Source organism: Rhodoluna limnophila (assembly GCF_005845365.1).
In the GTDB taxonomy this organism is placed as follows: Bacteria; Actinomycetota; Actinomycetes; order Actinomycetales; family Microbacteriaceae; genus Rhodoluna; species Rhodoluna limnophila.
The window spans coordinates 261934-282628 of sequence record NZ_CP040509.1 but is presented as its reverse complement, the minus strand read 5'-3'; the positions used below and the strand labels follow the sequence as shown (position 1 = coordinate 282628).

Below are 20695 nucleotides of genomic sequence, written 5' to 3'. Positions count from 1 at the left end.
GAAACTTTAGTAGCGGTAGTGGTCTACTTTATAAGGGCCCTCGATTGGTACACCGATGTAGGCCGCTTGCTGAGCAGTCAACTGAGTTAATTCAACACCAAGAGCGTCAAGGTGCAAACGCGCCACCTTTTCGTCGAGAGCCTTTGGCAAGATGTGGACGCCAAGTGGGTACTCTTCGGTGCGGGTGAACAGCTCAATTTGCGCCAAAACCTGGTTGGCAAACGAGGTGCTCATCACGAAGCTTGGGTGGCCGGTGGCGTTGCCAAGGTTCATCAAACGACCCTCGCTCAGAATCAAGACCGAACGGCCGTTTGGCAAACGCCATTCGTGAACCTGTGGCTTGATCTCAATCTTTTCGACGCCTGGAATCTGGTTGATGCCGGCCATGTCGACCTCGTCATCGAAGTGACCAACGTTGGCGATGATGGCCTGGTGCTTCATCTGCATCAGGTGCTCTGGCTTGATAATTGCGGTGTTTCCGGTGGCGGTTACAAAGATGTCGATGGTCTCGATGACCGATTCCAAAGCGGCAACTTGGTAGCCATCCATAACGGCCTGCAGGGCACAGATCGGGTCAACTTCGCTGACGATTACTCGGGCGCCCTGGCCGCGCATTGCATCGGCTGAACCCTTACCAACGTCACCGTAGCCGGCAACCCAAACGGTCTTTCCACCGATAAGGGTGTCAGTCGCGCGGTTCAAACCATCTGGCAGTGAGTGGCGGATGCCGTACTTGTTGTCGAACTTGGACTTGGTAACCGAGTCGTTCACGTTGATTGCCGGGAATAGCAATTTGCCGCTCTTGAAGAAGTCGTACAGGCGGTGCACACCGGTGGTGGTCTCTTCGGTGACACCCTTGATTTCAGCTGCGATGCGGGTGAAGCGGGTTGGGTCCAAGACCAAAGACTTCTTTAGCAGCTCAAGAATTACTCCGTACTCCTCAGAGTCAGCGTCGGTCTTGGCCGGAACGGCGCCGGCAAGTTCAAACTCGCGGCCCTTGTGGACCAACAGGGTGGCGTCTCCGCCGTCGTCAAGAATCATGTTTGGGCCGGTGTAGTCAGCACCCTCTGCTTCTGCCTCTGAAGACCAGTCGAAGATGCGGTCGGTGCACCACCAGTACTCTTCGAGGCTCTCACCCTTCCAAGCAAAAACCGGGGTGCCCTTTGGCTCTTCAGGGGTTCCGTTTAGGCCAACAACTACAGCAGCTGCGGCTTCATCCTGGGTAGAGAAGATGTTGCAAGACGCCCAGCGAACCTGTGCGCCAAGAGCCACAAGAGTCTCGATCAGCACGGCGGTCTGCACAGTCATGTGCAACGAACCGGTGATTCGAGCACCCTTTAGCGGCTGGCTCGGAGCAAACTCGGCACGAATGGCCATCAGGCCCGGCATCTCGTTTTCAGCCAGACGCAACTGGTGGCGGCCGGACTCGGCCAGTGAAAGGTCAGCAACTCTGAACTCAAAAGCGGTGTTCGATGACAAATTATTCTGCTTTCTGCTGGATGAGCCCTAGGACTTCATCGCGAATCTGGATCATGTCGGCCTCATTTTTGGCTTCGACATTTAGGCGTAGTAACGGCTCGGTGTTCGATGAACGAACGTTGAACCACCACCAGGAACCAGCTTCAGCAGGCTTGCCTTGCGCTGTGATGCCGTCAAACTCATCAAAGTCGGCACGGTCAGCAAAAGCTGCCTGAACACGAGCCTTGGCGGCTGGGACATCAGAAACGGTCGAATTGATTTCGCCGCTTAGGTAGTAAGGGTTGTACTGTTTGGCAAATTGTGAAAGTGGAAGATCGTGAGATCCAAACTCTGCCAACACGTGCATAGCTGCCAACATTCCGTTATCGGCACCCCAGAAATCACGGAAGTAATAGTGGGCCGAGTGTTCGCCGCCGAAAATTGCGTTGGTAGCCGCCATTTGGTCTTTGATTAGTGAGTGGCCGACCTTGGTCTTGACCGGCTTGGCGCCGTCGGCTTCGATAACCTCTTCGACCACCTTTGAGGTCAAAAGGTTGTGAAGAACGGTGACCGGAGCACCTGGATTGGTAGCACGCTCGCGGGCAATCTCGCGGCGAGCAACAATTGCCGCCACTGCTGAAGGGGTTACCGGCTGGCCAAGTTCGTCAACCACAAAACAGCGGTCTGCATCGCCATCGAAAGCCAAACCGATGTCGGCTCCGTGCTCAACGACTGCTTTCTGCAGGTCAACTAGGTTCTTAGGGTCCAACGGATTGGCCTCATGGTTCGGGAACGAACCGTCGAGCTCGAAGTACATCGGGATAATTTCAAGCGGCAAGTGCTCTAGATCGGAGGCGGTGCCGAGTACGGCAGGAACTGTCATGCCACCCATACCGTTGCCGGCGTCAACCACAACTTTTAGCGGGCGGATCGAGCTTAGGTTTACCAGTTCACGGAGGTAGCTGGCATACGGAACCAAAACGTGAAGGTCGCGATAGGTGCCCGGCTCATTAACCTCGTCGATGCCGTTCTCAATGTAAGCCTTGGCTCGATCGCGGATGTTGGCCAAACCGGTATCCAGGCTGATGCCCCTGGCTCCGGCTCGTGAAAACTTGATTCCGTTGTAGGTCGCAGGGTTGTGGCTGGCGGTAAACATCGCTGCCGGCGCATTCAGGATTCCTGAGGCAAAGTAAGACTCATCGGTTGAGCACAGCCCGATCGAAACAACATTGGCACCGCGCGCTTGAGCGCCCTCGGCAAAGGCATCGGCAAATTCAGGTGACGAGTCACGCATGTCATGCCCAACGATGACATCTTGACCGGCAGCATCTAGCTCATCTACAAAGCCGGCAGCCAGCGCAGCCACTACTTTGGTGGTCAGTTGAGAGCCAACCAAACCGCGCACGTCGTAGGTCTTAACGAGTGCATTCCAGTCGATAGACATGAAACTCCAAATCTTTAGTGGCAGAACTACAAGAATACCAAGGCGGGCCCTCAAATAGACTGGCCTCATGGTTGATGGGTCACGCTCTAGAGGCAGTTATCGAGACCGCCACGGGCGCGGTTCACGCCAACTGCTGCTGAGCCCGCTGTTTAGAACTGGCTCCAGAAACACCAGCTTTGCCCAGATTGTGAATGGGGCCTGCGAATTCTTGCAGTCGGTCTACCCCGATGAACTTAACAACCTCAAATGGCAGGTGCGCGATGCGCCCAAGTTGGGACCGGATGCTGTTTCGGTAACTCGGTGGTCAGTGCGGCACGAAGACATGACAATAATCATTTACCGTCTGCCAATTGAGCGCCTAGGGCACGTTCGCAGGTCGGATGCCTTGCACGAACGGATGCACATCGAAGAATGTGTGTTCTCGGCAGTTGCCAAGCTGCTGGGCAAAGAGCCTTGGGAACTAATGGACCGAGACTGAGACTTTTCCGCTTAGGTTCTTTTGGTCTAGCACCGGCAGGTTGGCCACCGCGCCATTGATATCAACAATCAGCACCGCCGCAACTTGTTCGGTAGAAGCCGGAATGGTCAGCGTGGCGTTTGGGGTAACCCGTGTGACGCGAATATCTTTGGTCACCAGGTTGTAGGTGCAAAGTTTGGTCAACCCGGATGCCGGCACTGTGATTTTGCGCTCAGTAAGCGAAAGGTCTGCCGAAGCCAGCCAAGTGAAGTCTGGAGCAGAACCGGTCACTACACGCGGCAATCGGACCGAGACCAGAACATCGGTGTTGGAATTTACCAAAGCCACATAGTCGCCGTCAGCCAGCTCGGTGAGCGGCACATCAACCATAGCGCCAGGCTTTACATCCTGCTGAATCACAGTTCCAAAGGTCTTTGAATTTGACCCCATGATTTGAGCGGTGACGGTTGCCGCTGAAGTACCAGGATTGAAAAAACGAACCGTAGTTACCAGGTCGGCATAAGCTTCATCAGCATCGGCCAGCTTCTTGGCCAGTGCGACACCGCGAATGAAAATTCCTGGCACGACGGATTCTTTGGCAGCCGGTGCCGATGGTGAAATGTAGTCGACGCCAACAGCGGTGAGTCCGTTTACGTTGCGCTGCTGCACCCAAGCGGCCACTGCACCGCCTTTGGCAGACACGTGGGTAACAAACCCCGATGAACGTGGCACCAAACTAGCCAGCGGCAATACCGTGACCTTGCCCGCAACCACAGAAATTCCGTTGAGACCAGCGGCGTCGATAGCGCCACCCTCGGTGAAAATCTCGAGATCAACGGTTGCGTCAACGGCAGTTGGGTTTCGAAGAATCAGCAGAGCCTCGTGACCGGTGGTGGTGTCTCCGCCGCTTAACCAAATGTCACTCGATGGGCGCTGGCAAGCAGTACCGGCAAGCCCAGAGATGCTTGAAGTTTTACCCAGCTGAATCTGCCCCACGTTGAGCAAAGCCGAACCCTGCGTTGCAACACCTGCCGGATCAACCACGGTATAAACACCATCAGATTCCACCAGCTCGGTGCCATCGGGGCCGTTGAACTGGCTGGCCAACTCAGGTGTGCCGACCGAAACAAAAGAACCCAGTTTGGTGCCCGAGGCACCGCCGGATTGGTAAAGGCCACCCGGGCAAACCAGGCTAAGGTCGCGTGCTTTTACGTCGAGTGAGGTGCTGGCCGGCAGGGAGCCAACCTGGTAATCAAAACTTGGCGCGTAAATAGCGCCGGTCGTGCCGATTGAGGCCACTGCAGCAAGCGCAAGTAATTTCTTGAGCATTAGTTTTCGTCACCCGCCTCAACAAAGATTGAGCTCTCGCCGGCAACTCGGCGACGGTTGGTTGAAGTTGGCAAGGCAAGCAGAACAAAGGCAGCCAATACTGCGGCCTGAGCACCCTTGGTGATCGACCAAAGGTTAGATTCGGTCACCGGCTCATTCTTGAGGGTGGTGTTTGGCTCGGCAACTCGCCACAATCCACCAAAATCGGTTTCGCCGACAGCCTCAAGTTCTTTCACCGAGTTGAGACTGATGGCTAGATCTCCGCGGGCGGCAGTGTCTGCTGGCGGAACCAAGATATAGCCGATGCCGGCGTCGAAAAGATCAGCCTGAAGATCGGAGTTGTTGGCAGCTACTAAGCCACCAACCAGACCGGTGAGTTCATCCACGGCCTCTCCCTTTTGTTCTGCAAGAGAAAAACGGTAGTTGATGCTCTGGTTTTCAAAATAAACGCCCTGCCCTGAAACCAGTTCAGCTGAGTAGCTAACCGTTCCATCTTCGTGAGCGGTTGGGTTCAAAACCAATAGCTTCAGAGCCACACCCTGCTGGGCCTCAGCGGCAACGATGGATGGGACCACGCGACCATCGTTGTAGGAAACCTGAGGCACGGCGGCTGTGTAGAGCGCTAATGCCGGAACCAATGAAGCCAACACGAGACCGCCAGCCAACCAGCGGCGCGCCACAACCGAATTCAGTTGGTCAAGAGTCACTCCGGCAAGCGTGGCAACGCACAAGCCGAAAATCGCAATTAGAGCCAGCGGTGATCCGGCTACGAACCCTTCAGCAGCCTGACTGGTTCCGCTGACGCTGGCCACAAACTCAACCTGCGACAGCAACCAAGCGCCCGAAAGAGCCACCAAGGCAAAAAGCCAGATGGTTGAACTGAGTGCCCAACGAGCTGAGAGAGTGGCGGCCAGTGCTAGGGCTACCACCAGCGCGGCAACCCATAGCCCAACCTGACCAATTACTGGGAAATCGGCACCGTAGCTAAACCCACCGAGAAGGAACTGCCACGGCTCTACTGCAGCAGTTGCCTGGGGCAAACCTGGATCGGCCAGCAATGCCAACGGATTGAGATTTTGGAGCTGCCACAAAACGGTTGGGCCAAATACTGCAGCCAACGGCAGTGGAACCCATACCAAGTATCCGAGTCGGCGGATTCGGATGCCGGCGAGCACGGCTAGAGAAATCAACAGCACCGGGATGGTTGAAGGAGCGCTGGCGCCAACGACTACAAACAGTAGTCCGGCAACTGCTACCCAAGACCAGGTTTGCTGGGTTGACTTGGTTACTTTGCCAATTGCTGCCACGCGGGCCAAAGCCAACCCCAACCAAGGCAATGCTGTGATTGCTAGAACTGCCGGCACCCGAGCTTCAAGTTGGGCAACGGTAAAAGCCGGCCAAAACGCAAACGCTAGGGCGGCAAGGGTTCGAACCACAGCAGACCCGGCAACCAGCCCGATAAATCGCCAGGCTCCGGCAAAGGCAATTGCCTTGGCCAACAAAAACACAATGGCAATAGACAGCGATGGGGCCCAGAAAGTAAGGGCGCCAAGCAAGACCAGAACCCACGCGAACGGATCACTTGGGCCGTAAAAACCGAAACCAATCTCTTGATAGCTGGTTCCGGCCCTGGCAAACAGTTCTAGCCACGAGCCATTGAGTGGCATAGCACCCGGACCGACAAGGGCAACGTTGGTTGGCCAGAATGCCCAGCTGACGGCTATCAGCAGGGCACCGATCCAGAGGCCACCCGAGGCCACAAAACCAGGTGATGGTTTGAGGTCGGTTCCTTCGAGCGTTCCCTTGGCAAATGCCTCTAAGGTTGCGCGCGACTGCTCAGAATCAAGCTGAGATCTTGCACTGGCTCGAACCGAGTCCCAATCCGCGCGCAGTGAACGAAGCTTTTTGAAAGGAATTTGCCTTGGTTTGCGCCTGCGACTGGCTAGCCTTACCGGAAGGCTGAAGAAGCCCCACAGTGCGGCGGAAATCTCTGACCAGATTCGGTCAGGTCGCTTGGCAATAATTCGCCAAACGGCACGCAGCAGTCCAATCAGTGGCAGGAAAAGCCAAAACAGCAATGCAGCCGGTAAAGCTGAGTAAACCAGGCGTAAGTGAATGGCTGCTCGTCTTCGGGCTGCCTTAGGCGAGGTTTTTAGCCAGCGGCGCGGCCGAGCACCGGCAAGCGACAAACCAGCGTGAGCAATTTTTGCGGTCGGCACGACGATAACTCTGAAACCGGCCAAACGAGCGCGGATTGAAAAGTCGAAGTCGGCTGCGAGTGCGGGGGCACGGTGATCGAAGCCACCCAACTGGTCAAAAGCATCGACCCTGATGAGCGCGCCAGCGGTACCGACCGCCAAGACGTCATCTGTGTCATCATGCTGCCCTTGGTCAAGTTCACCTCGTACCAACGAGAAAAGATCACCGAATGGAGTGAGCGTCAAACCCTGCTGCATCACTACCCGGTTATCGGACCACTCAACCTGCTTTGGGCCGGCGATAACCACCGATGGCGAAACCTCAGTGGCCAGGAGGAGGTTTTTGAGTGCGTCGGCTAATGGAGCACTATCGTCATGCAGCAGCCAAAGCCAGCGAGATTCACCGGAAACCTCTCGGGCGACTGCTGTAATTTTTGCCAGATTGGATTTCGGAGACAGTTTGAGAATCTGTTCGAATCCGGCATCCTTGGCCAACTGCTCACAGCGGTCATCGTTAGATGTATCAACAATGACAACCTGTTCAGGGAGTCGTGATTGATTTTTTAGGGCCGCTAGCGTTGCCGCAAAATAGTCTGGCTCATCATGTGCGATAACTACCGCGGTTACTGATTGCATCATGAGCTAAGGCTCACAGCCGCAGAATTAAGCGCGCTTCTTTAGCTTGCGACGCTCGCGCTCAGATAGGCCACCCCAGATGCCAAAGCGCTCATCGTTTGCCAACGCGTAGTCAAGGCACTGAGCTTTAACTTCGCAGCCCTGGCAAATGCGCTTAGCATCTCGAGTTGAGCCACCCTTTTCAGGAAAGAACGCTTCTGGGTCGGTCTGAGCACAAAGCGCATCAGCCTGCCAAGATAGTGGATCATTTTCTGGATCTGAGTACGCCCCCGCGACACCTAGCCGGATCGGGTCGACAAACCAGTTCTCTGGTACACGACTACGACTGTCCATTACTTATTTCCTTAATAAGATGCCAACGCCCCCGTTTGCATCTTGCAAATAATTCCTTGGATGTAATTACACTCTTGTAATTCACTCCGTGTCAAGTTGAGGAAATGAACGGTGGATAGATTATTGGGGATATCTAGGGGCTAACCGAAGATTTAGTTCGAATTTGCGGTGGCAATAAACACTGTGCCGCTTCCGGCCAAGCTAAATAGTCGAGCGTCAGCCGACATAAAAGCCGCTTCGCCGCGCCTCAAAACCAGGTGTTCCTCGATGCTGTCGCTCACAGCAACCTCGCCGGCAGTGCACAAGAAAATCGTGTCACCCGGCAGGTTTAGATCGGCCAAAACAACAGTGCCACTGACCTCAGCGCGATAGAACATAAAGTCGTCTACGGCACACGGATAGTGGGTCAGTCCGTTGGTTAGCTCGATCGGTTTAACCAGTGGAATCGAACCGGCTGTGAAGTCAATAACAGTTTCAAGCTCGTCAACATCGATGTGCTTTGGGGTTAACCCACCTCGCAACACGTTGTCAGAAGAAGCCATGAGCTCAACCGCGAGCCCACCCAAGTAGGCATGAATGTTGCCTGCTGGCAAGAACAGCGCCTGACCCGGCTCGAGATAAACGTGGTTCATCAGCATTGCAATAACTACACCTGGGTCGCCCGGGTACAGACGATTCAGTCGATCGGCCAGTTCAAAACGGGCCTCCCATTCGGCAAACTGGGCCAACTCAGCGGTGAATCCGTCGAGATTACCGCGGCGGTGACTGATGTCAGAGAAGACCTTCTGCAGACCATTTTCTTCTAGCAGCAGCTGCCCCCAGTGGGTAGCCAGGGTTTTGAAGCCCTCACTAACACCACCGTGTGAAGCCAAATCTTCGAACAGATAACCGATGTCCTTGAGCGGCTTGAACCCGCACAGCGCCTCGAAATCACTCAGGGCAAAAATAATCTCAGGCTTGTGCCGGTCATCTTTGTAGTTGCGCTGAGGTGAGTGCATCGGAATGCCCGCAGCATTTTCTAGGGCAAAACCGCGCTCTGCCTGATCTGAGTTTGGGTGCGCCTGAATCGAAAGCGGAGCATCGGCCGCCAAAATCTTGAGCAAGAAACTTAGGTCGCGGCCACCCAATTTGTCTTTGAGGGTCACGCCCGGTTCGTCGGCAACCAAAGTTGGCGAGCCATTATGGGTTCCGTACCAAATTTCAGCCATCGGTGCGCCCGAGGCGGTAAGCCCAAAATAGTCAGCAATCAGGGTGCGAGAACCCCACGCATAGTCACGCGCGATATTGGAGATCTTGAAGAGCACCCGAAGCCTTTCTACTAACTTGCCGTCTAAGCCTAACTTTGTCGAGGGGATTTAGACTGAAGGCTGAGCAATAGAGAGAGTTTAGTGAACGAACTAACCAGACCAATTCGCGTGGTCTTCAACACTCGCGAAAAGGGCTACCGGTCCAAGACCTGGCTGGCCTCACTTGGTGTTTTCACTCTCATGGCCGGCGATGCTGTTCGGTATTCAGTTGGCTGGATCGGTTGGGGCATCGTCCTGGCTGTAATGCTCAGCGGCTCGCTCTACCTTTTTGCCAAAGATCGCACTAACAACACCCTGCGCGAGATTCCATGGTTTATCTGGGCTCTGCTCGGCTACATGCTGCTGAGCGCAATTTGGTCGGCGTACACCGCTGTTACGGTGCTGGCAGCAGTCACGCAAATCGCCACCACCGCCTTTGCAGTCGTCCTAGCCGGGTTGTTCAGCTGGCGGCACCTCTTGCGGCTTTTTGCAAACGTGATCCGCGTGATTCTGGGTGCATCGCTGATTTTTGAGTTTGTCGCGGCGGCCATTGTTCAGGGTCCAATTGCTCCAATCTTTAAGAATTACAGCGGCGATGAACCTCCGGCGATGGCCTATTACTGGACCCAGGGCAACCTATTCACCGATGACCGCATCCAGGGAATTGTCGGTAATTCAAACCTTTTGGCGTTTGCAGCCATGCTGGGTGTGGTTATTTTTGCCGTGGAATACGCCATTATTGCCACCAAGCGTTGGGTGAGCATCACGAGCATTTTGATGGCGCTTTACTGTGTTTACGCCGCAAAATCAGCGGGAATTGGCTTTGCCATGGCAGCCATCGCGGTTTCGGCTATCGTGTCAATTTCGGCAGAGGGTAAAGACCGCGAGACCCGTCACCGCTACTACCGAATTGCCTGGGCGAGCGCCGGTACGGTGGCAATTTTCACGCTGTTCTACCGGGCCGAGGTCTTTGAGTTTTTCGGTAAATCACCAGATATGACTGGGCGAAGCGGCATCTGGAAGTTGGTGCTTGGCCTAATTGAGCAACGGCCGTGGCTGGGCTGGGGCTGGACAAGCCACTGGGTGCCAGGCGTTGAACCTTACGAGGGCTTGGTGGTAATCAAGAACGTTCCTTACTACCAGGCGCACAATGCCTACCTGGATGTTTGGATGCAGCTCGGAATCATCGGTGCAATTTTGTTTGCAATTTTGCTGCTGGTTACCTTTGTGAAGCTGTGGCGACTTGCGGTGCGTCACACCAGCGCACTCTACCTGTGGCCCATCTTGATCTTTGTGGGCTTGGGCGTGTGGAGCCTGACCGAAAGCCGAATGCTGATTGAAATTGGTTGGGTACTCCTGATGCTATTTGCCATCAAGGTGAATGAGTCACCCGAGTTGCTCGAACCAAAAGGCCGCTCAGCAAAGCGGACCCGCATTGCTTTTTGGGCCAAAAAACCGGTCTTGAAGCTAAAGCAGAAAGACTAAATAGTCGGCATCATCGATGCGAAGTATGGCCCTACGTAAATGAAACCTGGGCTACCCAAAGAACGCTTGATCGACCAGTATTCGGTTCCGGTAATAGCGCGCTTGGTTCCGTTTTCAACCTGATAGAGCTGCCCGTCTGCGGTTCGGATAAACACACCTGCCGCTGTTCCGCTCTTGGTTAGGGTGGCACACGCCTCGGCACTTACGGTTAGCGCTCCCCCGGCATATTCAGCTGCATGAGCCAAAGAGATCGGGTAAAGCGTGCCAGTGACGGTTAGGTAGACCTGGGTCCCGCACTTGATTTTTGGACTCTGAATGATGGCGCCGAACTTATAGCCACTCAGGTCAGCCGACGAAACAACCCGAGGGTTTTCAAGCCCCAACAAAACGGCTTGGCTTTCATTCGCAATCTTGACCGCACGCAGGTTTGCATCGATTAGATACAAAACCTTGGTCGCCTCGTGCTGCACAAAACTACCAACTGCCAGACTCCCGGTAGCTGAAGCTGATGGGCTCGGTGTTGGGGTTGGGGTTGCCGGTGACGGCGATGGAGTTGGCGTTGGCGAAGTCACAGGAGTAGCGCCATCGACGTTGCTAACACTTAGGGTTTCAGAATCTGCCACCGGGGTACCGGTCGGAATCAGTGAGGCAAAATAAGGCCCCACGAAAACATAAGGATCCAAGCTTTGCTTCTTGGCCAGGTAATTCGGGCCGCTGATTAGGCGCTTCTTGCCGTCCTCAATGAAGTAAATCTTGTTGTCGCCAGTCGACTTGATAAATACGCCGGCTGACTTGGTGCTCTTCACCAAATTTCCACAGGTGATGTCACTCAGCGATAGTGCACCACCCGGATACTCGGCCGCCACGGCCTCGCCGATTGGGTAGAGGCTGCCGCTGATTGATAGGTAAGTCTGAGTGCCGCATTTCAACTTGTTGTTCTTGAGCGCTGCACCCTTGGTGTAGCCCTTGAGTGCGGCAGCCGAGTAGGCCTTTGGAGCCGGCAGGCCAAGCAAGGCAGCCTGGTTTGAGTTTGGCACCAGCACTGCGCGAGAAAGTGTGTCAATCAGGTAGGTCTTACTGGTTGAGCTGTCAGTGACAAAAGTTCCAGGAGTAATGACTGGGTTGCCGGTCGGAATTTGGGCAATGGCCGAACTCGACAGCGGCTCGATCGTGGTCTTGGTCATCAGGGTAGCAAATTTTGTTCGGTCTGCAGTATTTAGCAACTGACGTTTGACACCACTCTCAACCAAGTAGACCGTGGCCGAAGAACTCGACTTCACAAAAACTGTGGTCGGCATCGGAGACGCGGCGCTTGGGGTAAACGCAGCGATGAAGTTGGCAGAAACTTTTGTGGCGTTCTCGGTCAGCGACTTGCCGGCTTCAATTCGGCGTGCTCCCCTTGAGGTCAAAATGTACTGCTGGCCAGATGGATCGCTAACAATCGGATTCAGCGGGTCATCGGCCAAAATTGGTGCAAGTGCGTCAGTCGGCAATTTCAGACTCGAAGCCTCAAAAACTGTCGACAGGGACAGCTCGGTTGCGGTGGCATCGGCAACGGTATAGGCAACACCGTCAAGGTGCAGAATCTTTTCGCCGGTGGTGGCGCTAGCAAAAAGGATCTTGTCGCGAATAACCGGTTTTCCGATTGGCATCCAGGCAAATGCAGCCGCACTTACCGGAGAAAGAGCTGGCAAACCAATTGTTTGCGACGACTTGGTGTCAAAGATTTGCCTCTTGGTACCGTCTTCAATCAAGTACTTTTCACCGGTGGCAGCTGTTACGTACTCACTCAAAACACCCGCGATTGGCAGCTTGCCAGAAACGGTTGATGAAACGTACATGCCTTTGTTGCAGTCAATTCCAAATTCAGCCATCTGGGCGTCATTCGTAAATGAATATCGCTTGCCTCCGTGCACAAAGTAGCAAGGTGATGCCGGCGCCCGAACGACCGGCTGGTACTCACCTGCGGTGGTGAACTTCTCCAGGTAGGTTCCCGAAACAGTGATCGGCTTTAGCATCGGAGCAAACGCTGCCTTGGTCACTGGGTCAGAAATTGTGTATTTCGAGTTACCAACCAGAGCAAATTGGTTGCCCTTGAAGTCTTGGATTAGGTCTGGTTGCACGGTCGGCAGCAGACTCAACTGGTTGGCGTCCAACTGAATAGCCGAGTCGCAACTCAACCCAAGGGCCGCAATTTGCGTGCAGCTGTAATCGATTTTTTGTCCGTAGTCGACAACGTAGTAGTTTGGCGTTGCTGCTGAATTCTTGACCACTACCGGCAGCTTTCCGGCTCCGGTTGGAATCGAATCTAGGTAGTCTTTCGACACTTTTCCGACCGGGCCGAGAGGCTTATACGAAGTCGCGATTGCTGTGCTTGGAATCTCAATTTTTTGATTATTTACGATCAAGTAGGTTGGGCTGTCAGCAGCGGTAACCATGAAGGATCCAGCAACCGGGTCACCAAACCAGACACTAAAGAAGCGCCAGAAGTTGCGGTTACCGTATGCGCTGCAGCTGTCTCCGCTGCCAAATAGGTTTGCCAACGCAGCCGCATTCGGGGTGTACGGAGTGTAGGTGTACAGCGCGGTGGTTGCCTTGTTGATGATGTTGACTGTTGCCTTACCACAGCTAGGGTCCACGCCAGTATCTTGGTACAGGATTTTTCTCACGCCGGGCTGGTACATCGGGTAGCGAGCTGGATAGGTCACGTACCGGTTTAGCTGACCGATGCCCTTGTACAGCTGCCAGAAGAAACCGGCAGATGACGCCGAACAACCGGATGGTGTGTCGGGACAGTCCATTCCAAGCGCGAAACGATAGCGCCTATCGGGTATGGAAGGGTCCCTCGTCCAAAGGGGGCGGTCACTCTGAACCAGACCTTGCTCTTTTTGCAGCATTACCAAAATCACACGTGGGCTAACGCCACAGGCCTGAGCGACGTTGTAAATGAGCTGAGAGGCTTTGATCGCACCGTAGTCAGGCATGGATTCACAAATACCGGTCTCGCCAGTTACGGCCGGAGAGTTAGTGCGGTAATTCTTGAGACAGTCCGGTTCACCCGCAGCAGCGCGGCATGCTGGCACCTGCAGTTCAAGAAAGTTTTGAATCTGCTCGGCAGTCATACTGTCCTCGTCATAGAACGCGGCATCGCTGATAATCAAACCAGGATTAAAGCGGGATGCATCAAGCGCCGCTTGGGCGCTCTGGGCCTCGCCGATAACCGGGACCAAACCAGCTACAGCAATAGCCAACGCAGCCATCCAGGTGGCTGTTCTAGTTTTGAACCGGCTTATCACGGCACCACCACTGAGACTTTTTCAGTCTCACCAACATAGTTAGCCGACTCGTACTTCACATGGAGCGTTGCGTTGCCTTTAGGGAGCCCGGTGACCGGCAGCTCCATAAGGGCGCACTGGGTGCGCTGCACATTTGCTTCGGCTGAAACCGAAACCGTTTTTGTGGTTGATCCGCTTGTGAAAACCAAAATGCATTGGCCGCCATTTTCAGCAAAATTTGCCACATCTGCCATCGCGTAAAGTTTGGCCGGGCTGGTCGAGAGGTCAAGGCCAGCGTCAAATAAAACCACGTCAGCGCTACCTAAGACTTTGCTCGGCGACTCTGATGGGGTTGGTGTCTCGGTGGGAGTAACTGTCGGCGTTGCCGAGGTTGTCGGGGTGGCCGAATCACTTGGATCCTGGTCAGTCCCCCAGTTTGGATAAAGCAGGGCGCAGCCAGTCAGTGATACCGCTGCTAGGGCGGCACCTGCCAAGACAACAACCTTCTTCATCAGCTACTCCTTAGGCACCGGTGTAGTGGCTTCTTCAACCATGGCATGAATTGCTGAGAAATCGGGGTGAATTACATCGATGGTTGGCGGAATCAGAGGTATCGAGTTGATGCCCTGTTCTTTTGCCAAAGTTGCGAGGTTGACGTACTCGGTCAACATGCCGCTCGGAATATCGGTGCGAATCATCTTTTTACCAGCCGAGGCAATTTGCTGGAATCGGCTTAGAACGGTGGCCGGAGCAATCTGGGCCAACACTGCATTCTCTACCTCGTGCTGTCGCTTCATGCGGTCGTAGTCAGATGTGGTGTGGCGCGAGCGGGCATACCAGAGGGCGGTGTAGCCATCCATGTGCTGCTGACCAACCTCAATCCAACCCTTGACGTCAGAGAGGTCTTCATTTTGACCACCGATTGGTAGGCGCTCTTTGACGTTGATGTCAATGCCGCCCAGAGCATCGATTAGCGATTCAAAGGCTGCCATGTCAACCAAGACGTAAGACTGAATTTCAAGACCGGTTACATACTCGACAGCATCGCGGGTGGCCTCGGTACCAGGGGTTGAACCCTGCGCAACAGCATCCGGGTACAAGTCGGCGTGATTGTCTTCAACATCTTTATAAATGGCATTAATTAGGCAGTCAACACCGCAGTCCCAGCCGTTTGGGTAGACCTCAAGCATCGGTGAACCCTCAGAAAAACTCACCCGTTGCAGGTTGCGAGGGATGCCAATGTTCACGGTCTGACCAGTTGCGGCATCGATGCTGACCACCGAGATGCTGTCCGGGCGAATACCAAAACGATCGGCACCGGCATCGGCACCGAGCAACATGATGTTGTAGCGCCCATCAACCGCCTGGGTTAGCCCGCCCTGGTTGAATATGGTGGCGATGAGGTTTGACTGAACTCCCGCCAGGTTGCCACCGTAGGCAACGGCCGAGGTACCCAGAACACCGGTGAGCACAATCGCACCCAGTGTGATCCATCGCTCACGGTTGTACATTCGTCCGACCCGCATCAGGCGCAGGGTATCAAGTGAAACCACGGCAAAAACTACCGCGTAGGCAATCAAAATCACCGACATCAGGCCCATCAGAAAAGGCACGGTGGCCATCCAGATAACCCAGTCGCGATTAATGGTGCCCAGCAAAACAATCAGTAGAACCAGACCCCAAAGACTCAAAGTTGCAGTGAGGGCAATCCGAGCCAAACGGCGGTTACCGGCAAGCAGCTGGGCCGAGCCAGGGACAAGCAAATTCAGAACGATAAGAAACCAAGCGCGGCGATGCATTTGCTCAGGGGTAGCCCGCTCAAAGTTGCGAAAAGGCCCGCCCACAGCCGCACGTGGCTGAGCGCGTTGGCTTAGACGTGGACCTAGATTTGTGATTTCAGCTTCTCATTCTTTTCGGCGACCTGGGCCTTGAGTAGGTCGCTGTAAGCGGCCATTGCCGAAGAAATCTCCTGGTCGAATGCGCCCAAAATTCTTGCTGCCAAAATTCCAGCATTCTTGGCACCACCGATAGAAACGGTTGCTACCGGGATACCGGCTGGCATTTGAACGATCGACAGCAGTGAATCCATGCCGTCAAGTTTTGCCAGCGGCACAGGCACACCGATAACCGGCAGTGTGGTGACCGAAGCCAACATGCCTGGCAGGTGAGCAGCACCGCCCGCTCCCGCGATGATTACCTTGATGCCGCGGCCCGCGGCAGCCTTGCCCCACTCGATCATCTTTTCTGGAGTTCGGTGGGCTGAAAGAACCTCAACCTCGAATGGAATACCGAAATCTTTTAGGGCCTGCGCAGCATCAGACATGACTGACCAGTCAGAGTCAGAACCCATTACAACGCCGACAATTGGGCGTTCGGCAGCAGTCTGAGACATGGGGCTCCTTAGATAGAGGGGACCCGTAAATTTTACCGAAGGGTGTTGGATTATCCCCGTAGCAAAACGGCAGAAGCACCCTGTGCTTCGGCGAGCGCGTGCTCTGCTGAATCAGCAACTACGGTAACGTGGCCCATCTTTCGACCTGCGCGAGCAGACTTGCCGTAGGTGTGAACCTTGGCTTCTGGGTGAGCCGCCAGGGCACTCGAGTAGGCCTGCACAAAGTCGTTTTGGTCGTCAACACCGAGCAGGTTGACCATCACTGCGTGAGCCGCTCGAGGTGCAGCTGAGCCCAGCGGTAAATCAAGAACTGCACGAAGGTGCTGCTCAAACTGGCTGGTGACAGAACCCTCGATGCTGAAGTGACCGGAGTTGTGTGGACGCATGGCAAGTTCATTAATCAAGATGCGACCATCGCGTGCCTCAAACATCTCAACCGCCAGAACGCCGGTTACGCCCAGACCCTCTGAAACGCTCTTGGCAATTTCAGCGGTGCGGTCAAGAGTTGCCTGGTCTACTGCTGGAGCAGGTGCAAGCACTACCGAGCACACACCGTTTTCTTGAATGGTCTGAACCAATGGCCAAGGCTCAAACTGTCCGCTCGGTCGACGCGCACTCAATTGAGCTAGCTCACGCACAAAGTCAACTTTTTCTTCGGCAAGCAAACTGCCGCCGTATTGGGCCAGGTTGGCCAGCCAGTCAGAGGCATCTGAGGCACTGCGCACTACGCGAACACCCTTGCCGTCATAACCACCGATCGGGGTCTTGAGGATAGCCACGCCACCGTGCGCTTCGATAAAGGCGTCTAGGGTTTCGGCATCCTGAATTTCGGCCCAGTCCGGCATTGGCAAACCTAGAGCACCCAGGCGCTTACGCATTGCCAATTTGTTTTGGGCAAAGGCCAGAGCTTTGCTAGGTGGCTGAACACTGACCCCCTCGGCCTCAAGTGCCTCAAGCACAGCGAGCGGAACATGTTCATGATCGAAGGTGATGACATCTACAGTCTTGGCGAACTCGCGAACTAATTCTACCTGGGTGTAGTCGCCAACCATCGTGGTTGCCAGGGCAGCAGAAGAACCTTCGGCCTCGGCCAAAACCTTGATGTCAATTGCAAGATTTATTGCCGGCGGGGTCATCATTCGAGCCAGCTGGCCGCCACCGATTACACCTACGCGCAGAGCACCCATGTAGTTTCCATTCGTTTTATGAAGTTCTATATTGACGCAGCAAGGCGGTCAATTTCTAACGCCACCAATTTGTGCCGCGGAACGCCCTTTACCTCAACCACTTCTTGACCGTCGAGGATGAGGTTGATTACCCGACCTTTGCCAATTTCAACGTCACGAATCTTGGACAGGCTGATTTCTTTTCGGTGCTGCCCCATCAGGCCGGAACGCACAATGACTCGAGTGGTGGTTACTTCGATGAACGTACTCAAGTACCTGAGCAACGGCAAAAGCCAGAATAAAAATGCCAAAGCCCCACAAACCACCCAGAGGGTTAGTTGCTGCCACTGCTCGGTCAACCGACCAGCAAATGCTGACATGACTGCACTTACCAAACCAAGAACCAAGGTCGGCAAAAACATCTGCGAAGCGCGAGGGCGCAACTTGGCTAGTCGTTGTTCGGTGTAAAAACTCATCGGGTTAATTGTGTCGCAGGTGAACAATATCGCCGGCAGCAACCGGAAAAACCTGACCTGAGTCTTCACGCAGCAAAATCAGGCGCCCACTGTCGTCGATGCCAACCGCCTCGCCCAAAACTTCAGTGTCGCCCGGCATGATTGCCTTCACTCGCCGATTGATAGTGCCGCATTCCTCGATGACCGAGAAACGTAGCCCTGAAGCAACGGCATCACCCTGATTAGCAACAAACCGCTGGTAAAGGTCTTTTAGGTGGCCCAGATAGCGCGCAAGCACCTGATCATGTTCCAGGGTATGTGCACCCTGCAACCTCAACGAGGTTGCTGACTCGATTGGTAGGTCAACCTGTTCTTGGCTCACATTTAATCCGGCACCAATCACCACGCCGCTGAGGTCTGGCACGAGTTCACTCAAAACTCCGGAGATTTTTTGGTCAGCGACCAAGACGTCATTGGGCCATTTCAAACTTGAACGCGCAGGGGCAATTAGGTCAGAGACAGCTCGATTCATGGCCAAACCCGCCAACAGCGGCAACCAAGAGAATTTGCTGGCCGGCACATTTTGCGGCTTCAAAAGCACTGATACGAATAGTGAGCTGCCGGCAGGAGCCAACCACTGACGGCCCGAACGGCCGCGTCCTGCATTTTGGAATCCAGCTACCTTGACTGCAAAATCGCTTAGCTGGGCTGAATTCGCAATCAAATCGGTGTTGGTTGACCCGGTCTCAGGAACAAACTCAAAACTTGAAGCCAAACCGGCACTTACTGCGAAATCCATGCCCCAAGGTTACTCTCTGTAGATTTTTGACAGGCAAATAGCCAAAGTGCAGTGGCTAACCTTCAAAGGAATGGCCCAATTACCTCGGTAGAGTGTTTTTCATGACCTTTGAGAACACCTTCACTAGCGCCATCAGGTTGAACCCAGAGATTGCCACCACCAAGGGCAAGCTCGAAGACCTGCGTCAGCGCTACCACGAGGCCGTAACGGCTGCCGGTGAAACTGCAATTGCAAAGCAGCACGCCAAAGGCAAGAACACCGCCCGCGAGCGCATTGAGATGCTGCTGGACCCGGGTTCATTTGTTGAACTGGATGAATACGTACGCCACCGCTCAACCGCATTCGGAATGGATAAGAACCGTCCTTACGGTGACGCTGTGGTTACCGGCGTTGGAACCATCCACGGTCGTCAGGTTGCACTGTTCTCTCAGGACTTCACAATTTTTGGTGGTTCGCTCGGTGAAGCTGCCGGCAACAAGATCATCAAGATCATGGATCTGGCAATTGCGACCGGCGTGCCGATGATCGGAATCCTTGATTCAGGTGGTGCCCGAATTCAAGAGGGTGTTATTGCCCTAGGTAAGTACGGCGAAATTTTCAAGCGCAACACCATGGCTTCTGGCGTGATTCCGCAGATTTCCATCATCATGGGCCCTGCTGCCGGTGGCGCGGTTTATTCACCTGCACTAACCGACTTTGTGATCATGGTCGACAAAACTTCAAACATGTTTGTTACCGGCCCAGACGTAATCAAGACCGTAACCGGTGAAGACGTTGGCATGGAAGAGCTTGGTGGCGCTCGCGCTCACAACGAGCGCTCGGGCGTTGCTCACTACCTAGCTGATGACGAGACTGACGCGATTGACTACGCTCGTGCCCTATTGAGCTACCTGCCTGAGAACAACCTTTCTGAGACTGTGGTCTACGCACCTGAAGGTGAACTTGAAGTCACCGATGACGACCGTGCTCTGGACACCATCATCCCGGACTCACCAAACCAGCCGTATGACATGAAGACTGTCATCGAAGGCATTGTTGATGGCCATGAGTTTCTTGAGGTGCAGCCACTGTTTGCGCCAAACATTCTGATTGGCTTTGCTCGTGTAGACGGCCGCAGCGTGGGTATCGTGGCAAACCAGCCACAGCAAATGGCCGGAACCCTGAACATTGAAGCCGGTGAAAAGGCCGCACGATTTGTTCGATTCTGCGATGCCTTCTCGATTCCGATTTTGACTTTGGTTGACGTGCCTGGCTACCTACCTGGCACCGACCAGGAGTGGGCCGGAGTTATTCGCCGCGGAGCCAAACTGCTTTACGCCTACGCAGAAGCAACTGTGCCCCTGGTAACCGTGATTACCCGCAAGGCTTACGGCGGCGCGTACATCGTGATGGGCTCAAAGCAGCTCGGTGCCGACATCAACCTGGCTTGGCCAACCGCTGAAATCGCGGTTATGGGTGGCCAGGGTGCGGTCAACATCTTGTTCCGCGATCAAATCAAAAAGGCTGAAGAAGCCGGCATGGATGTTGCCGCGGTTCGCGCAAAATTGGCAGCTGAGTACACCTACAACGTAGCCAGCCCATTCTTGGCTGCCGAGCGTGGCGAGCTGGACGGAATCATTGAGCCAAGCGCCACCCGCATTCAGGTAATCAAGGCACTACGTGCCCTGCGCACCAAGCGTTCAAACCTTCCGCCAAAGAAGCACGGAAACATTCCGCTCTAATGACGCAATCACCAGAGCAACAAGACGACCTGCAGGCGGCCCTGCAGGTGGTTTCTGGCGCGCCGACAGCCGAGGAGCTTGCAACCGTTATTGCCGTGCTCGAGGCGGTTCACGCTGAAGAGGCGGCAGCCGCTACCGGCTATGAGCGCCCACTCAAGTCAAGTTGGGCGCGCAACGTTGCTCAACTCAGACACCCGGTTATTCCAGGGCCTGGTCAGTGGCGCGGTGCCTACCGCTCCGGCTTGAACTAAATTTCCCGGT

At 54.6% G+C, this 20695-nt stretch carries 17 protein-coding genes; 4 read left to right on the top strand and 13 right to left on the bottom strand.

Annotation, left to right across the window (positions count from 1 at the left end; genetic code table 11):
* Positions 1-6: 6 nt before the first annotated feature.
* Both ahcY and FFA38_RS01375 read right to left on the bottom strand, forming a co-directional pair.
* Positions 7-1479 carry an adenosylhomocysteinase gene (gene ahcY / locus FFA38_RS01380; protein WP_138315281.1) on the bottom strand — a complete coding sequence of 491 codons (1473 nt, stop codon included), beginning with the start codon at positions 1477-1479 and terminating at the stop codon, positions 7-9.
* 1 nt (position 1480) lies between these two features.
* The gene (locus tag FFA38_RS01375) at positions 1481-2902 is read right to left on the bottom strand and encodes a phosphomannomutase/phosphoglucomutase (protein WP_138315279.1); all 1422 of its coding nucleotides are present in this window, start codon (positions 2900-2902) and stop codon (positions 1481-1483) included.
* A 67-nt stretch (positions 2903-2969) separates the two neighbouring features.
* Here FFA38_RS01375 and FFA38_RS01370 point away from each other — a divergent pair, with 67 nt between their 5' ends.
* Entirely contained in the window at positions 2970-3380 is a 411-nt protein-coding gene (locus FFA38_RS01370; RefSeq protein WP_138275034.1) for a metallopeptidase family protein, read from the top strand.
* Here the strand turns inward: FFA38_RS01370 and FFA38_RS01365 are convergent.
* The 4 genes from FFA38_RS01365 to manA all read right to left on the bottom strand — a co-directional run bounded on the left by FFA38_RS01365 (position 3363) and on the right by manA (position 9159).
* Positions 3363-4688 (bottom strand): DUF5719 family protein, encoded by a 1326-nt coding sequence (locus FFA38_RS01365; protein WP_138315277.1) that lies wholly within the window; start codon positions 4686-4688, stop codon positions 3363-3365. The two genes, FFA38_RS01370 and FFA38_RS01365, sit on opposite strands and share 18 nt — an antisense overlap.
* Positions 4688-7525, bottom strand: coding sequence for a glycosyltransferase family 2 protein (locus tag FFA38_RS01360; protein ID WP_138315274.1), 2838 nt, complete (start codon positions 7523-7525; stop codon positions 4688-4690). The genes FFA38_RS01365 and FFA38_RS01360 overlap by 1 nt, the downstream gene beginning before the upstream one ends.
* 24 nt (positions 7526-7549) lie before the next feature.
* Entirely contained in the window at positions 7550-7855 is a 306-nt protein-coding gene (locus FFA38_RS01355) for a WhiB family transcriptional regulator (protein ID WP_138275031.1), read from the bottom strand.
* Between the two features lie 152 nt (positions 7856-8007).
* Positions 8008-9159, bottom strand: a complete 1152-nt coding sequence (gene manA, locus FFA38_RS01350) for a mannose-6-phosphate isomerase, class I (RefSeq protein WP_172955983.1) — start codon at positions 9157-9159, stop codon at positions 8008-8010.
* Positions 9160-9243: 84 nt separating this feature from the next.
* On the opposite strand from manA, the gene FFA38_RS01345 reads away from it, so the two are divergent.
* Positions 9244-10626, top strand: coding sequence for an O-antigen ligase family protein (locus FFA38_RS01345; RefSeq protein ID WP_138315270.1), 1383 nt, complete (start codon positions 9244-9246; stop codon positions 10624-10626).
* Here FFA38_RS01345 and FFA38_RS01340 read toward each other — a convergent pair.
* The 7 genes from FFA38_RS01340 to FFA38_RS01310 all read right to left on the bottom strand — a co-directional run bounded on the left by FFA38_RS01340 (position 10623) and on the right by FFA38_RS01310 (position 18713).
* Positions 10623-13886 (bottom strand): hypothetical protein, encoded by a 3264-nt coding sequence (locus FFA38_RS01340; protein ID WP_138315268.1) that lies wholly within the window; start codon positions 13884-13886, stop codon positions 10623-10625. The two genes, FFA38_RS01345 and FFA38_RS01340, sit on opposite strands and share 4 nt — an antisense overlap.
* 32 nt (positions 13887-13918) lie before the next feature.
* The gene (locus FFA38_RS01335) at positions 13919-14413 is read right to left on the bottom strand and encodes a hypothetical protein (RefSeq protein WP_138315266.1); all 495 of its coding nucleotides are present in this window, start codon (positions 14411-14413) and stop codon (positions 13919-13921) included.
* A 3-nt stretch (positions 14414-14416) separates the two neighbouring features.
* The gene (locus FFA38_RS01330; protein ID WP_138315264.1) at positions 14417-15700 is read right to left on the bottom strand and encodes an LCP family protein; all 1284 of its coding nucleotides are present in this window, start codon (positions 15698-15700) and stop codon (positions 14417-14419) included.
* Between the two features lie 83 nt (positions 15701-15783).
* Entirely contained in the window at positions 15784-16293 is a 510-nt protein-coding gene (purE, locus tag FFA38_RS01325; protein ID WP_138315262.1) for a 5-(carboxyamino)imidazole ribonucleotide mutase, read from the bottom strand.
* A 50-nt stretch (positions 16294-16343) separates the two neighbouring features.
* The gene (locus tag FFA38_RS01320) at positions 16344-17480 is read right to left on the bottom strand and encodes a 5-(carboxyamino)imidazole ribonucleotide synthase (protein WP_138315260.1); all 1137 of its coding nucleotides are present in this window, start codon (positions 17478-17480) and stop codon (positions 16344-16346) included.
* Between the two features lie 26 nt (positions 17481-17506).
* Positions 17507-17935, bottom strand: coding sequence for a PH domain-containing protein (locus FFA38_RS01315; RefSeq protein ID WP_138275023.1), 429 nt, complete (start codon positions 17933-17935; stop codon positions 17507-17509).
* A gap of 4 nt (positions 17936-17939) precedes the next feature.
* The gene (locus FFA38_RS01310) at positions 17940-18713 is read right to left on the bottom strand and encodes a biotin--[acetyl-CoA-carboxylase] ligase (protein WP_138275022.1); all 774 of its coding nucleotides are present in this window, start codon (positions 18711-18713) and stop codon (positions 17940-17942) included.
* A 101-nt stretch (positions 18714-18814) separates the two neighbouring features.
* On the opposite strand from FFA38_RS01310, the gene FFA38_RS01305 reads away from it, so the two are divergent.
* Positions 18815-20434: an acyl-CoA carboxylase subunit beta gene (locus tag FFA38_RS01305; protein ID WP_138275021.1), complete on the top strand. Its 1620-nt coding sequence runs from the start codon at positions 18815-18817 to the stop codon at positions 20432-20434.
* Positions 20434-20685 (top strand): acyl-CoA carboxylase subunit epsilon, encoded by a 252-nt coding sequence (locus FFA38_RS01300; protein ID WP_138315258.1) that lies wholly within the window; start codon positions 20434-20436, stop codon positions 20683-20685. Before FFA38_RS01305 ends, FFA38_RS01300 begins: the two co-directional genes overlap by 1 nt.
* Positions 20686-20695 lie beyond the last annotated feature (10 nt).